This window comes from Paraburkholderia dilworthii, assembly GCF_000472525.1.
Classification (GTDB): Bacteria; Pseudomonadota; Gammaproteobacteria; order Burkholderiales; family Burkholderiaceae; genus Paraburkholderia; species Paraburkholderia dilworthii.
On the sequence record NZ_AWZT01000013.1, the window covers coordinates 36,051 to 51,381 of the forward strand.

General features: G+C 62.5%; 10 protein-coding genes. 6 read left to right on the top strand and 4 right to left on the bottom strand.

Translation table 11 applies throughout. From position 1 onward, the window contains the following. Window positions 1-71: 71 nt before the first annotated feature. The 3 genes from F759_RS0113975 to F759_RS0113985 all read left to right on the top strand — a co-directional run bounded on the left by F759_RS0113975 (window position 72) and on the right by F759_RS0113985 (window position 2,984). The gene (locus F759_RS0113975; protein WP_027800390.1) at window positions 72-623 is read left to right on the top strand and encodes a shikimate kinase; all 552 of its coding nucleotides are present in this window, start codon (window positions 72-74) and stop codon (window positions 621-623) included. Then, complete coding sequence (gene aroB, locus F759_RS0113980; RefSeq protein ID WP_027800391.1) at window positions 623-1,708, top strand: 3-dehydroquinate synthase; 1,086 nt, start codon at window positions 623-625, stop codon at window positions 1,706-1,708. The genes F759_RS0113975 and aroB overlap by 1 nt, the downstream gene beginning before the upstream one ends. A gap of 70 nt (window positions 1,709-1,778) precedes the next feature. Then, complete coding sequence (locus tag F759_RS0113985; protein ID WP_027800392.1) at window positions 1,779-2,984, top strand: deoxyguanosinetriphosphate triphosphohydrolase; 1,206 nt, start codon at window positions 1,779-1,781, stop codon at window positions 2,982-2,984. A 246-nt stretch (window positions 2,985-3,230) separates the two neighbouring features. On the opposite strand, the gene F759_RS0113990 is transcribed toward F759_RS0113985, so the two are convergent. Together F759_RS0113990 and F759_RS0113995 are read right to left on the bottom strand one after the other, a co-directional pair. After that, window positions 3,231-3,611 (bottom strand): DUF883 family protein, encoded by a 381-nt coding sequence (locus F759_RS0113990; protein ID WP_027800393.1) that lies wholly within the window; start codon window positions 3,609-3,611, stop codon window positions 3,231-3,233. 355 nt (window positions 3,612-3,966) lie between these two features. Next, complete coding sequence (locus tag F759_RS0113995) at window positions 3,967-4,692, bottom strand: OmpW/AlkL family protein (RefSeq protein WP_027800394.1); 726 nt, start codon at window positions 4,690-4,692, stop codon at window positions 3,967-3,969. 187 nt (window positions 4,693-4,879) lie between these two features. Between F759_RS0113995 and F759_RS0114000 the strand changes: the two genes are divergently transcribed. The 3 genes from F759_RS0114000 to F759_RS0114010 all read left to right on the top strand — a co-directional run bounded on the left by F759_RS0114000 (window position 4,880) and on the right by F759_RS0114010 (window position 12,182). Next, complete coding sequence (locus tag F759_RS0114000; RefSeq protein WP_027800395.1) at window positions 4,880-5,587, top strand: transposase; 708 nt, start codon at window positions 4,880-4,882, stop codon at window positions 5,585-5,587. A 295-nt stretch (window positions 5,588-5,882) separates the two neighbouring features. Further along, window positions 5,883-10,586: a glutamate synthase-related protein gene (locus tag F759_RS0114005; RefSeq protein WP_027800396.1), complete on the top strand. Its 4,704-nt coding sequence runs from the start codon at window positions 5,883-5,885 to the stop codon at window positions 10,584-10,586. 126 nt (window positions 10,587-10,712) lie between these two features. After that, on the top strand, window positions 10,713-12,182 hold the full coding sequence (locus F759_RS0114010) for a glutamate synthase subunit beta (RefSeq protein ID WP_027800397.1): 1,470 nt from the start codon (window positions 10,713-10,715) through the stop codon (window positions 12,180-12,182). Window positions 12,183-12,383: 201 nt separating this feature from the next. On the opposite strand, the gene F759_RS0114015 is transcribed toward F759_RS0114010, so the two are convergent. Together F759_RS0114015 and F759_RS0114020 are read right to left on the bottom strand one after the other, a co-directional pair. Beyond that, window positions 12,384-13,697: a D-amino acid dehydrogenase gene (locus tag F759_RS0114015; RefSeq protein ID WP_027800398.1), complete on the bottom strand. Its 1,314-nt coding sequence runs from the start codon at window positions 13,695-13,697 to the stop codon at window positions 12,384-12,386. A gap of 30 nt (window positions 13,698-13,727) precedes the next feature. Further along, complete coding sequence (locus F759_RS0114020) at window positions 13,728-14,987, bottom strand: MFS transporter (protein WP_027800399.1); 1,260 nt, start codon at window positions 14,985-14,987, stop codon at window positions 13,728-13,730. Between the last annotated feature and the right edge of the window lie 344 nt (window positions 14,988-15,331).

Here is a 15,331-nt window from a genome sequence, read left to right on the forward strand (position 1 = left end):
AGGCTCGACAAGGCAGCCGCTTTGCCAGTAAGCTGCGGCACGAACCATACCGGATTAGCCAGAGGACACCGTTGCAAGCGCGGGACGCACACGCCAATGTATTTTTTGTAGGGCTCATGGGGGCAGGAAAGACCACCGTGGGCCGGGCCATTGCGCGCCGTCTCGATCGCCCGTTCTTCGATTCCGATCATGAAATCGAGGCGCGAACAGGCGCGCGCATTCCCGTGATCTTCGAGCTGGAAGGTGAAGCCGGGTTTCGCGAGCGTGAGTCGAGCGTCATTTCGGAGCTGACCGGGCGCGACAATATCGTGCTGGCGACCGGCGGCGGCGCGGTCTTGCGGCCGGAAAACCGGGCGGCGCTGCAAAGCCGTGGCGTGGTGATTTACCTGCGCGCCAATCCGCACGATCTCTGGCTGCGCACGCGGCGCGATAAGAATCGCCCGCTTTTGCAGACCGAAGATCCCAAAGCGCGCCTCGAAGCGCTTTACGAAGTGCGCGATCCGCTCTATCGCGAATGCGCGCATTTCGTCATCGAAACAGGGCGGCCTTCGGTCAACGGACTCGTCAACATGGTTCTGATGCAGCTCGAGATGGCCGGCGTCGCCAAACATCCTGCGTCATAATGGGCCGTATGATTACCGTCAATGTCGAACTGGGCGAACGCGCCTACCCCATCCATATCGGTACCGATCTGATCGGCCAGACCGCGTTGTTCGCGCCGCATATCGCCGGCAATTCGGTCACCATCGTTACGAACACGACTGTCGAGCCGCTCTATGGCGACAGGCTGCGCGCCGCACTCGCGCCGCTCGGCAAACAAGTGTCCACGGTCGTCTTGCCGGACGGTGAGGCGCACAAGAACCTTGAAACGCTGAACCTGATTTTCGACGCGCTGCTCGGTTCGCGCGCCGATCGCAAGACCACGCTGATCGCGTTGGGCGGCGGCGTAATCGGCGATATGACGGGTTTCGCGGCTGCCTGTTACATGCGCGGCGTACCGTTCATTCAGGTGCCGACTACGCTGCTGTCGCAGGTGGATTCGTCGGTGGGCGGCAAGACCGGCATCAATCATCCGCTTGGCAAGAACATGATCGGCGCGTTTTACCAGCCGCAGGCCGTGATCGCCGACATTGGCGCGCTGCGCACGCTGCCCGCGCGCGAATTGGCGGCGGGCGTCGCGGAGGTGATCAAGACGGGGGCGATCGCCGACGCTGGTTTTTTCCGCTGGATCGAAGCCAATGTCGAGGCGTTGAATCGCTGCGAACCCGAGGCGCTCGCCGAGGCCGTCAAGAGGTCGTGCGAGATCAAGGCGTCGGTGGTCGCTCAGGACGAGCGTGAAGGCGGACTGCGCGCCATCCTCAACTTCGGTCACACATTTGGTCACGCGATCGAAGCCGGCCTCGGCTACGGCGAATGGCTGCATGGCGAGGCGGTCGGATGCGGAATGGTGATGGCGGCGGACCTGTCCGTGCGTCTCGGCTATCTTGACGAAGCGTCGCGCAAGCGGCTCGTCGATGTCATCGTCGCCGCGCATTTGCCGACCCGCGCGCCGACGCTTGGCGAGTCGCGCTATGTCGAACTGATGCAGGTCGACAAGAAAGCGGAAGCCGGTGCGATCAAATTCATTCTGCTGAAGCGTTTCGGTGAGACGCTCATCACCCAGGCGCCCGACGCTGAGGTGCACGCCACGCTGGCCGCCGCCGTCTGACAAGGCAGGCCGTTGCAGTGTGGCGCCGTGCACGGCGTCGAGCGGCGCCGCCCATGTTTCGGAGAACCCGGTGACAGACAGGCGCAGCGACGATGTAAAGCAGGAACTCGCAGCGGACGCCGCAGCGCTCGGCGTCCCGACGCAGGAAGCGCTCGAAGCGCATCTCGCGCCGTACGCCGCGCATTCGGCGCACTCGCGCGGGCGCCGCTATCCGGAAGCGCCGCCGAGCGCCCGCACCGAATTTCAGCGCGACCGCGACCGCATCGTTCATTCGACGGCGTTCCGCCGGCTCGAATACAAGACGCAGGTGTTCGTGAATCACGAAGGCGATCTGTTCCGCACGCGCCTCACGCATAGCCTCGAAGTCGCGCAGATCGCGCGTTCAGTGGCGCGCAATCTGCGCGTGAACGAAGACCTGGTCGAAGCCATTTCTCTTGCGCACGATCTCGGTCACACGCCGTTCGGCCATGCCGGCCAGGATGCGCTGAACGAATGCATGCGTGAGCACGGCGGCTTCGAGCACAATCTGCAAAGCCTCGCGGTCGTGGACGATCTCGAGGAGCACTACGGCGCGTACAACGGCCTGAATCTGTGTTTCGAAACGCGCGAGGGCATTCTGAAGCATTGCTCGCGGGAAAACGCGCGGCGGTTGGGCGCGCTCGGCGAGCGTTTTCTGGAAGGACGTCAGCCGTCCATCGAAGCGCAGATCGCGAACGTGGCCGATGAGATCGCGTACAACAATCACGATGTCGACGACGGCTTGCGCTCCGGTTTGCTCACCGTCGAACAACTCGCCGAAGTCGAGCTATGGCAGACGCACTATGAAGCCGCGCGGCGCGACTTTCCGCAGATCGAAGGGCGCAGGCTGATTCACGAGACGGTGCGGCGCATCATCAATACGCTGATCGTCGATCTGATCGACACGACGAAGCTGAACCTGGCCCGTCATGCGCCGGATTCGGTCGACGCCGTGCGCGCCGCGCCGGCACTCGTCGCGCACAGCGAAGCAATCGCGGCTCAAGCGGCGGCGCTCAAGCGCTTCCTGTTCAAGAACCTGTATCGCCATTACCGCGTGATGCGCATGGCCAACAAGGCGCGGCGCGTCGTCGTCGGTCTGTTCGACGCGTTCACCGAAGATCCGCGGCTGCTTCCGCCGGGTTACCAGTCCGCCGATGCCGCGCTGCAACCGCGGTTGATCGCGCATTACATCGCGGGCATGACAGACCGCTACGCGCTGAAGGAGTATCAGCGGCTCTTTGTGATCGAGGATAACTGAGCACGCGCAAGAGCCGCGGCCACCGCGCGACCGCAACGCGATGGCGGCCACGCGATGGCAACCGCAGCGGGATGACCGCAGCGCACCAACCGGGCTAGCCAGGCCGAGCGCACAGCCGGGCACGGTGATTTGGCCAATGCCCGTCGCTCGCCGCCGATATTGGCCCGGCAGCGCAGCGCCAATGCAACCGGGCGCCGCTCAGCCGATAAACCGCGACGACCGCGACTCCGCGACAACCGCGTTCCTTCAGCGCATGCGCGACGCGAACAACGCGCCTGCGATCAGCGCGACGCCGCCGACAATCGCCAACGTCTGCCACGGATTTTCATGGACATAGTCGTCGGCACCGGCGAGCGCTACACCGGCGCGTTCGCGTACCGCCTCGCGGGTGTCGTCCAAACGGGCGCGCGCCGTATCGAGCTGCTTGCGCAGCCTGCCGCGCAGCGCTACTGCATCGGCCTGGGTGCCGTCCGCCAGCGTGGACTCGAGTTCCGACATCAGCGTGCGAAGCTCGCCTGCAATGTCTTCGGCCGCATGGCGGCTGTGGCGGGCGATACGCCGCGCGCGGCGGCTCGTGCTGGTCCAGGATTCGCCGAGGGCGTCTCGCGTATTCGGAAGTGCTGTCATGGTCGCTCCGTCGATGAGGGTAAAAAGGCCCACGTTCACGGTTACGCTTAAACCACATCGCAACGCAGGAAACACCAGCAGAACGCAACTTCGGTGCCAAACGCAAACGCCCCGCGCGCGCAGGCGCAGCCGCGGATTGGTCAGCAGATATTGCACGAAGCGCAGCACCCGTGGGTCATATTTACAAACGCACGGACTGTGCTGCGCGCCGCATCGGTAAAGGCAGCGCAGCGCGTCTCACCATGCGCACAAAATAAAAAACGCCGCCATTGGATGAATGACGGCGTTGTTCAAGCCACGGGAATTCGACTACCCTAAACCCACGGCGTCGTTCGATCATGCATCACGAACTGTGTTAGAAGCGGTAACCGATATTGACGTAGGTAACGATGGGGTTCAGCTTGATCTTGGTTTGCGACTGCACGTTGAGCGTACCGACCGGCGTCTTCGCCTGCGTGTTCAGTTTGGCCGTCGTGCTGAGCGGCAGGTACGACACCGAAACGCCCGCGAACCAGTGCTGATTGAATGCGTAAGTGAAACCCGCATTAAACACCGGCTCCCACGAACTATCCGTAGTCACGCTGGTCGGACCATGCAGGACGTTTGCCTCGAACGCTCCGTTGGTGATCTTCTCGTCGGTGAACCAGATACGGCTCACGCCGATACCAAGATACGGACGGAAGGTGGCAGTTGGAGCGTTGAAGTAGTACTTGAACAGCAGCGTCGGGCTCCACTGCTTCGCCTGACCCAGCTTGCCGAATTGTGCGAGGTTGCCGGTGCCGTTCAGGTCGAACGAAGGCGGATAACCAATCACGAATTCAGTCGCAATGTGGTCGGTGATGAAGTAGCCCGCGGTCAGGCCGATGGTGTCGGCCGAACTGAGCGAGGCTCCGGTATTGGCTTCTGTGATGTTGGTCGGGCTGCCGCCGATGCTCGTCACTCGCAGGGGCTCGCTACTCGATTGAGGCGCAAGATGGAACCAGCCTGTTGAGACGAAAAAGCTACCGGCCGATTGCGCGTGCGCTGCCGTTGTCATGCCGGCTAGTACCGCGGTCCCCACTACGGCCTGTTTTAATTTCATATGTGCTCCTCCAAAAAAGGCCCGCTCATTATGACCACAACGTTTGAAACTAACCATACGCGCCGGTTAGAGTTTTCTCCCTAAGCCGGGCGCGCTTGCTGGCCTGGCCGCGCCGCGTCGAATCTCCGGCGCATGCGGCTCTTCGGACCTTCGGGTATGTACCAACGCGACTATCGGATACTTCAGCATGGCACGGCTTGCACGTCTTTATGTTCCTGACCAGCCGCAGCACGTCATCCTCCGCGGACTCGATCAGCAGCCTGCGTTCGTCGACGACCAGGACTACGAACTGTTCATCGACTGTTTGAAAGCGGCTTCGCGCGATCACCACTTATCGATCCACGCTTATGCGTTGATGCCGGGCGCGGTCCAACTGCTCGTCACTCCAACGGAGGAGTCGAGCCTGCCCAAAGCGATGCAGGCGGTGGGGCGTCGCTACGTGGCGCACTTTAACCGTCGCTACGCGCGGCGCGGTACGTTGTGGGAAGGGCGCTATCGCGCCACGGTGATCGAGGGCGAGCGGTATTTCCTGCTGGCGAGCCGCGTCGTCGAAATGTGCCCTGTGCGCATGCAGATCGCAAGCGCGCCGGAAGACTACCGTTGGTCGAGCTACCGTCATCACATCGGTCTCACGCTCGACAGCCTCATCACCGACCACCCACTTTACTGGTCGCTCGGCAATACGCCGTTCGAGCGGCAGCGCGCGTACCGCGAACTCTGCGAGCAGCCGCTCGACGAGCGCGAGGCAAGCCAGCTTCAGCAGGCCACGTTAAAGGGCTGGGTGCTCGGCAGCGACACCTACCGAGAATGGGCGGCGCGCGCGGCGAACCGGCGAGTATCGCCGCTTCCGCGGGGACGGCCGCGCAAGGTGCGTGAGACGCCGCAAACGCAGTAAACGATTCCAATCAAAGGTCTGCGTTCTGAACGGCATCGAGACATGCCGTTTTATTTTGGCTTCATTTGATATGGCACCAATAAAAAACAATCGCAATGCACCAAATTGATAATTGGGGATCGAGCATAACGTTTTATTTGCTATTCCATTGATTCGTCGCGTATATTCCGAATTCCGGCGTTTTTGGATGCGTACGGTGCCGCATCAGAAGCGCCTTCGCCGTTGCGGGTGTGCACGTGCGGCAATAGAAAAACGGATTAAACGGCCTGTCCGGCCCCTCACAGACGGTGTCCCCATGAACGATCACCAACAACCGGCTCATCCGGTTCCCGCCGCGCAAGGGTTGTACGACCCGCAAAACGAACATGACGCCTGCGGCGTCGGCTTTGTTGCCCACATCAAGGGCAAGAAGAGCCACGAGATCATCGAGCAAGGCCTGAAGATTCTCGAGAACCTCGACCACCGGGGCGCCGTCGGCGCAGATCCGTTGATGGGCGACGGCGCCGGCATCCTGATCCAGATTCCGGACGGTTTTTATCGCGAGGAAATGGCAAAGCAGGGCGTGACGTTGCCGCCGTTCGGCGAATACGGCGTCGGCATGGTGTTCCTGCCGAAGGAACACGCGTCGCGTCTCGCCTGCGAACAGGAGCTCGAGCGCACGGTGAAGGCCGAAGGTCAGGTCGTGCTCGGCTGGCGCGATGTGCCGGTCGACCACACCATGCCGATCTCGCCGACCGTCAAGGCGAGCGAGCCGCTGATTCGCCAGATTTTCATCGGCCGCGGCAAGGACATCATGGTGACCGACGCGCTCGAACGGAAGCTGTACGTGATCCGCAAGACCGCGAGCCACCGCATCCAGGCGCTCAAGCTCAAGCACGGCAAGGAATACTTCGTGCCGTCGATGTCGGCGCGCACCGTCGTCTATAAAGGTCTGCTGCTGGCCGGCCAGGTCGGCGTGTACTACCGCGACCTGCAGGACGAGCGCACCGTTTCGGCGCTCGCGCTCGTGCACCAGCGCTTCTCGACGAACACGTTCCCGGCGTGGGAACTGGCCCACCCGTACCGGATGATCGCCCACAACGGCGAAATCAACACGGTGAAGGGCAACGTCAACTGGCTGAACGCCCGTACCGGCGCGATCGCGTCGCACGTGCTTGGCGACGACCTGCCGAAGCTGTGGCCGCTGATCTATCCGGGCCAATCGGACACCGCCTCGTTCGACAACTGTCTCGAACTGCTGGTGATGGCCGGCTACCCGCTCGTCCACGCAATGATGATGATGATCCCCGAAGCCTGGGAACAGCACACGCTGATGGACGACAACCGCCGCGCGTTCTACGAATACCACGCCGCGATGATGGAACCGTGGGACGGGCCCGCCGCGATCGCGTTCACCGACGGCCGCCAGATCGGCGCGACGCTCGACCGTAACGGCCTGCGCCCGGCGCGCTACATCGTCACGGATGACGACCTCGTCATCATGGCGTCGGAAGCGGGCACGCTGCCTATTCCCGAGTCGAAGATCGTCAAGAAGTGGCGCCTGCAACCGGGCAAGATGTTCCTGATCGACATGGAACACGGCCGCATCATCGACGACAAGGAACTGAAGGACAACCTCGCGAACGCGAAGCCGTACAAGAGCTGGATCGACGCCGTGCGCATCAAGCTCGACGAAATCGAGGCGAAGGCGGAAGACGTCGCGACGGAACGGCGCGAAGCCGCTGCATTGCTGGACCGTCAGCAGGCGTTCGGCTACACGCAGGAAGACCTCAAGTTCCTGATGGCGCCGATGGCGCAAGCCGGTGAAGAAGCCGTCGGCTCGATGGGCAACGACTCGCCACTCGCGGTCATGTCCAACAAGAACAAGACGCTCTATCACTACTTCAAGCAGTTGTTCGCGCAAGTCACGAACCCGCCGATCGACCCGATCCGTGAAAACATGGTGATGTCGCTCGTGTCGTTCGTCGGTCCGAAGCCGAACCTGCTGGACACGAACAACATCAACCCGCCGATGCGTCTTGAAGTGTCGCAGCCCGTGCTCGACTTCAAGGACATCGCCAAGATCCGCGCGATCGATCAGTACACCGGCGGCAAGTTCAGCTCGTATGAACTGAACATCTGCTATCCGGTTGCATGGGGCAAGGAAGGCATCGAAGCGCGCCTCGCGTCGCTGTGCGCGGAAGCCGTCGATGCAGTCAAGTCCGGCTACAACATGCTGATCGTGTCGGACCGCAAGACGGACCGCGACAACGTGGCGATTCCGGCGCTGCTGGCGACCGCCGCCATCCACACGCACCTCGTGCAGCATGGTCTGCGCACGAGCGCGGGTCTCGTCGTGGAAACCGGCTCGGCGCGTGAAACGCATCATTTCGCGCTGCTCGCAGGCTACGGCGCGGAAGCTGTGCACCCGTACCTCGCGATGGAAACGCTCGGTCAGCTCGCAGCCGGTCTGAAGGGCGACCTGTCGCCGGAGAAAGCCGTCTACAACTTCACGAAGGCGGTCGGCAAGGGCTTGCAGAAGGTCATGTCCAAGATGGGCATTTCGACCTACATGTCGTACACCGGCGCGCAGATTTTCGAAGCGGTCGGCCTGGCTGAAGACCTCGTGCAGAAGTACTTCAAGGGCACGTCGTCGAAGGTCGGCGGCATTGGTCTGTTCGACGTCGCGGAAGAAGCGATCCGTCTGCACCGCGACGCGTTCGGCGACAACCCGGTTCTCGCGAACATGCTCGACGCGGGCGGCGAGTACGCCTACCGCGTGCGCGGCGAAGAACACATGTGGACGCCGGATGCGATCGCCAAGCTGCAACACTCGGCGCGCAGCAATTCGTATCAGACGTACAAGGAATACGCGCATCTGATCAACGACCAGACCAAGCGTCACATGACGTTCCGCGGCCTGTTCGAGTTCAAGCTCGATCCGACCAAAGCGATTCCGCTCGACGAAGTGGAACCGGCAAAGGAAATCGTCAAGCGTTTTGCCACCGGCGCGATGTCGCTCGGCTCGATCAGCACCGAAGCGCACGCCACGCTGGCGGTCGCGATGAACCGCATCGGCGGCAAGTCGAACACCGGCGAAGGCGGCGAGGACGAAAACCGCTATCGCAACGAACTGCGCGGCATTCCGATCAAGAACGGCGACACGATGAAGTCGGTGATCGGCGACGAAGTGATCGTCGACATTCCATTGAAAGACGGCGATTCGCTGCGCTCGAAGATCAAGCAGGTGGCGTCCGGCCGCTTCGGCGTGACGGCGGAATATCTTGCGTCGGCCGATCAGATCCAGATCAAGATGGCGCAAGGCGCGAAGCCGGGCGAGGGCGGCCAGTTGCCGGGCCACAAGGTGTCGGAATACATCGGCAAGCTGCGTTATTCGGTGCCGGGTGTCGGCCTCATTTCGCCGCCGCCGCACCACGACATCTACTCGATTGAAGATCTGGCGCAGCTCATTCACGACCTGAAGAATGCGAATCCGGCGGCTAGCGTGTCGGTGAAGCTGGTGTCGGAGTCGGGCGTCGGCACGGTGGCCGCAGGTGTCGCCAAGGCGAAGGCGGACCACGTCGTGATCGCAGGCCACGACGGCGGCACCGGAGCGTCGCCGCTGTCGTCGATCAAGCATGCCGGCACGCCGTGGGAACTGGGTCTCGCGGAAACACAGCAGACGCTGGTGCTCAACCAGCTGCGCGGGCGTATCCGGGTGCAGGCCGACGGTCAGATGAAGACCGGCCGCGACGTCGTGATCGGCGCGCTGCTCGGCGCCGACGAGTTCGGTTTCGCGACGGCGCCGCTCGTCGTCGAAGGCTGCATCATGATGCGCAAGTGCCACCTGAACACCTGCCCGGTCGGCGTTGCAACGCAAGATCCGGTGCTGCGGGCCAAGTTCAAGGGGCAGCCGGAACACGTGGTGAACTTCTTCTTTTTCGTCGCCGAAGAAGCGCGCGAAATCATGGCGCAACTGGGTATCCGCAAGTTCGACGACCTGATCGGTCACGCCGAACTGCTCGACACGAAGAAGGGCATCGAGCACTGGAAGGCGAAGGGTCTCGACTTTTCGCGCGTGTTCTATCTGCCGCACGTGCCGGCCGAAGTCGCGCGCAAGCATGTGGAAGAGCAGGATCACGGTCTAGACCGCGCACTCGATCACACGCTGATCGAAAAGGCGAAGGCGGCCATCGAGAAGGGCGAGCATGTGTCGTTCATCCAGCCGGTGCGCAACGTCAATCGTACGGTCGGCGCGATGCTGTCCGGCACGATCGCAAAGAAGTACGGCCACGACGGCTTGCCCGACGACACGGTCCACATCCAGTTGAAGGGCACCGCGGGCCAGAGCTTCGGCGCGTTCCTCGCCAAAGGCATCACGCTGGATCTGGTCGGCGACGGCAACGACTACGTTGGCAAGGGTTTGTCGGGCGGGCGCATCATCATCCGTCCCACAAACGATTTCCGCGGCAAGTCGGAAGAGAACATCATCTGCGGCAACACGGTGATGTACGGCGCGATCGAAGGCGAAGCGTTCTTCCGCGGCGTGGCGGGCGAGCGTTTCTGCGTGCGTAACTCGGGCGCGACGGCGGTTGTCGAAGGCACCGGCGACCACGGCTGCGAATACATGACGGGCGGCACGGTCGTCGTGCTCGGCGAAACCGGCCGTAACTTCGCGGCGGGCATGTCGGGCGGCATCGCTTATGTGTACGACCCGGATAACACGTTCGCGGGCAAGTGCAACAAGTCGATGGTCGCGCTCGATCCGGTTCTGCAACAGGCCGAGCAGGAGCGCACGGTCGACCGTGGCCTGTGGCACGCCGGCACGACGGACGAAGCGCTGCTCAAGGGCCTCGTCGAGCGTCACTTCCAGTTCACCGGCTCGCCGCGTGCAAAGGCGCTGCTGGAAAACTGGGACGCGTCGCGCCGTCAATTCGTGAAGGTGTTCCCGACCGAATACAAGCGCGCGCTGGGCGAAATGGCAGCGAAGAAGGCGAACAAGGAAGTCCTCGCCGCTTAACTGCTGACCGTTCGCTGATTGTTTCCCGACAGCAGAGCCACCTTTAGCCGTACCCGCCGCCGCTCGGTGATCCGACGCGCGGCGGGTTCAGATCACCCCCTAGATACAGATAGAGAAGAGAACCACATGGGCAAGGCAACCGGTTTTCTCGAGTTCGAGCGCCGCCACGAGGCGTACGAAGCTCCGCTCACGCGTGTGAAGCACTACAAGGAATTCGTCGCGGCACTCACCGACGACGAAGCGAAAATTCAAGGCGCACGTTGCATGGACTGCGGCATTCCGTTCTGCAACAACGGCTGCCCGGTGAACAACATCATTCCGGACTTCAACGACCTGGTGTTCCATCAGGACTGGAAGAACGCGATTGAAGTGCTGCACTCCACGAACAACTTCCCGGAGTTCACGGGCCGCATCTGTCCGGCACCGTGTGAAGCGGCATGCACGCTCGGCATCAACGACGATCCGGTCGGCATCAAGTCGCTCGAACACGCGATCATCGACAAGGCATGGGCCGAAGGCTGGGTCGCGCCGCAGCCGCCGAAGCACAAGACCGGCAAGAAGGTTGCGGTGATCGGCTCCGGCCCCGCCGGTCTCGCGGTCGCGCAGCAACTCGCGCGCGCCGGCCACGATGTGACGGTGTTCGAGAAGAACGACCGCATCGGCGGCCTGCTGCGTTACGGCATTCCCGACTTCAAGCTGGAAAAGTGGCTGATCGATCGCCGCATGCGCCAGATGGAGGCAGAAGGCGTGACGTTCCGCGCGAACGTGTTCGTCGGCAAGCCCGATTCGCTGCCGCCTTACATTGGCAACACGGCGAAGGAAACTGTCACGCCGGACCAGTTGAAGGAAGACTTCGACGCGGTCGTGATCGCGGGCGGTTCGGAAACGCCGCGCGATCTGCCGGTGCCGGGCCGTGAGCTCGAAGGCATCCATTACGCGATGGAATTCCTGCCGCAGCAGAACAAGGTGAATGCCGGCGACAAGGTCGCGAACCAGTTGCTCGCGAAGGGCAAGCACGTGGTCGTGATCGGCGGCGGCGACACCGGTTCGGACTGCGTGGGCACGTCGAACCGTCACGGCGCGAAGAGCGTTACGCAATTCGAACTGCTGCCGCAGCCGCCGGAAGAAGAGAACAAGCCGCTCGTGTGGCCGTACTGGCCGATCAAGCTGCGCACGTCGTCCTCGCATGACGAAGGCTGCTCGCGCGATTGGGCTGTCGCCACCAAGCGCCTCGAAGGCAAGAACGGCAAGGTCGAGAAGCTGATCGCGGCGCGCGTCGAATGGAAGGACGGCAAGATGCAGGAAGTGCCGGGCTCGGAATTCGAAATGAAGGCCGATCTCGTACTGCTCGCGATGGGCTTCACGCAGCCGGTGTCGCCGGTGCTCGAAGCGTTCGGCGTCGACAAGGATGCGCGCGGCAACGTGCGTGCCTCGACCGAAGGCGACAAGGCGTACTACACGTCGGTGGACAAGGTGTTCACTGCCGGCGATATGCGTCGCGGCCAGTCGCTGGTGGTGTGGGCAATCCGCGAAGGCCGTCAGTGTGCGCGTTCGGTCGACGCTTTCCTGATGGGCCGTTCGGACCTGCCGCGCTAATCGTCGCTGCCGGTCTGCGGCAACTGTAGTTCGTAGCGCCAAGCCGGCTAATGCTTGCGGGAAGAGGTGGAGACGACGGCGTGCCGGGTAAGCGGTAAGCGGCACACCGAGGCGGTACACAAAGCGGTAAAAACAGAGCCGGGCGCCCGAGAGGGTGACCCGGCTTTTTAACGTGCGTTTCCTGACACTTAGTTCGCAACGTTACTTTCCATAACGCGCCAGCGTCAGCCCGTCGAGATCGATTTCCGGCTTGCGCTGCGTGACCAGATCGGCGACCACGCGCGCCGAGCCCATCGACATCGCCCAGCCTGTCGAGCCGTGGCCGAGATTGAGCCACACATTGTCGATGCCAGACGGTCCGAGCAATGGCGCGCCGTCGGGCGTCATCGGGCGGCGGCCCACCCAGAAATGCGCCGACCTCGGCGCGGCGGCGTGCGGAAACCAGTCGCCCAGCACTTTCATCAGCGTCTGCAAGGCCTGCTCGCGCAATGTGGCCTGGCGATTGCCCAGTTCCGCCGTGCCCGCCACCCGCAGGTTGTTGCCGAAGCGCGTGATCGCTGTCTTCAGCGACTCGTCCATGAGTGCGGCGCGCGGGGCCTTTTCATCGTCGATGACGGGCAGCGTCGCCGAATAGCCCTTCACCGGATAGAGCGGCACCTTCACGCCGAGCGGCGCAAGGAGTGCCGCACTGTCGACGCCCAGCGCCACCACGACGCTATCCGCCGGCACGGTCTCGCCGCTGCGCCCGCCGGCGTTTGCACCGACGTTTGCACCGCCCTGTTCCCCACCGCTTTCACTTTGGACACGCACGCCGCGCACCGCACCGCCTTGCACATCGAGCGATGTCACGCGAGTGTCGAAGCGAAACCGAACCCCGTTGCGCTCGCAGATCGCGCGCAGTTCGCGAGTGAAGCGCGCGCAGTCGCCGGCTTCGTCGTCGGGAAGATGAATGCCCGACAGCGGAGTGACGCGCGCCCAGCGCAAGCCGGGCTCGATATCGACGCATTGCGCGGCGCTCACTTCCCGATACGCGATGCCCGCGTCGCGCAGCACAGCCAGCGCCGGTTGCGCGAGTTCGGCGTCGTACTCGCTGCGAAAGAGTTGCAGATAGCCTTGGCTGCGCCCGTAGTCGAACGGATGATGGCTACGGAATTCGTGCAGGCATTCGCGGCTGTAGTAGGCGATACGCTGCATCCGCTGCTTGTTGACGCGAAAACGTTCGAGGTCGCATTCGCGCAGCCAGCGCGCGATCCAGCGCCATTGAGCCGGGTCGAAGGTCGGACGGAAGATCAGTGGCGAAGCCGGCTTGAACAGATACTTGAGGATCTTGGCTGGCATGCCCGGCGCGGCCCACGGCGTCACGTAGCCGGGCGCGATCACGCCCGCGTTGCCGAAACTCGTGGCGAGCGCGACGTCCGGTTCGCGCTCGATCAGCGTGACCTCGCAGCCTTGCTGGCGCAGGTAGAAAGCAGTGGCGACGCCGATCACGCCGCCCCCCAGAACAATCGTTTTCATGTGCTTATACGGCAAAGATCAGCAGCGATGTCAGGCGGCAGGATTGGCCGTGCCGAGCACCTTGCCCTTCGTTTCGGGCAGGCACAGCGCGGCGACGATCACGAGCAGATAACCCGCGCCGGCGACGATGCCCATTGCCTTCACGAGCGACATGCCCTGCGAAAGCGTACCGACGAGAATCGGAAAAAACGAGCCGAAGCCGCGTCCAAGGTTGTAGCAGAAACCTTGCCCCGAGCCACGAATGGCGTTCGGATAAAGCTCGGACAGGTACGCGCCCACGCCCGCAAAAATACCTTGTACGACAATGCCGAGCGGAAACCCGAGCGCGAGCATCATGCCGTCGGTGATAGGCAGCATCGTGTAGACCATGCCGAGCACGAACGAACCGACCGCGAACAGAATGAACGACGCGCGCCGCCCGATCTTGTCGCACAAAATCGCGCCGACGATATAGCCGGTAAACGAGCCGACAATCAGCACGATCAGATAGCCGCTCGTGTTGAACACGGACAGATGACGCACGGTCTTCAGATAGGTGGGCAACCACGTGGTGATCGCGTAATAGCCGCCCAGCATGCCGGTGCACAACGCGCTGCCCAGCAGCGTGGTGCGCAAATGCGGCCCTGAGAAAATCTGCAGGAAGTGCGCGGTTTCAAAGCCGCTCTCGCGCGCACGGCGCGTCTCCAGATAGATATCGGGGTCGCTGACGTTGCGGCGAATATAGATGATCCAGGCCGCCGGCAGCAGGCCGATCCAGAAGCACGCGCGCCACGCATATTGTTCCGGCAGCAACGCAAAAAACGCCCAGTAGATGATGGCCGCTGCCGCCCAGCCGAACGACCAGCTGCTTTGCACCGTGCCCACAGCTTTCGCGCGATGCTGCGGCGAGCGGATCGTCTCTGCCATCATGATCGTCACGACAGACCATTCACCGCCGAAGCCGATTCCCTGCAGTGTGCGCGTGGCGAGCAACTGCCAGAACGAATGCGTGAAGCCCGACAGAAACGTGAATAGCGCGAACGTCGCGATCGTCCACTGGAGCACGCGGATGCGGCCATACCGATCGGCCAGAATGCCGGCGAGCCAGCCGCCGAGCGCCGACGAGATCAGCGAACTGGTGGCGATCATGCCCGCTTCGCTTTTCGTCATGCCCCACGTCGCGATCAGCGTCGGAATGAGAAACGAGTAGATCATGAAATCGAACGCGTCGACGGCATAGCCGCCGAAACCGGCGTACAGGGTGCGGCGTTCCCGCTGCGTCAGTTCGGTGAACCATTGGAGAGAGGGCATGTTTTGTTGTGTTCTCCAAGTTTTTTGTGTGCCGGCGGCTTGTGGGAGGTATTTCTATTCTACGGGGACGAGGCATGATGCGGCCATGCGTGGTCAAAATTGGCAGCAACATTGGCAACAAGCATTGGCAGCGAAAAGTAAGCGGCCGATAACTGACGAAATGCGTGAGAAATCGATTTCGCCGCCTGATTCCAACCGGCATACGGGCTAACGCGCGTTGGCCGGGGAAAGGCCACGCGAGCGTTTGCTTACGAACTAATACGCCGTAACCAAAAAAATATTGAACACCGTTACACTGCGCGCGCAGCGCATAGACTGCACTTTATTTACTCACGCTCGCGCCC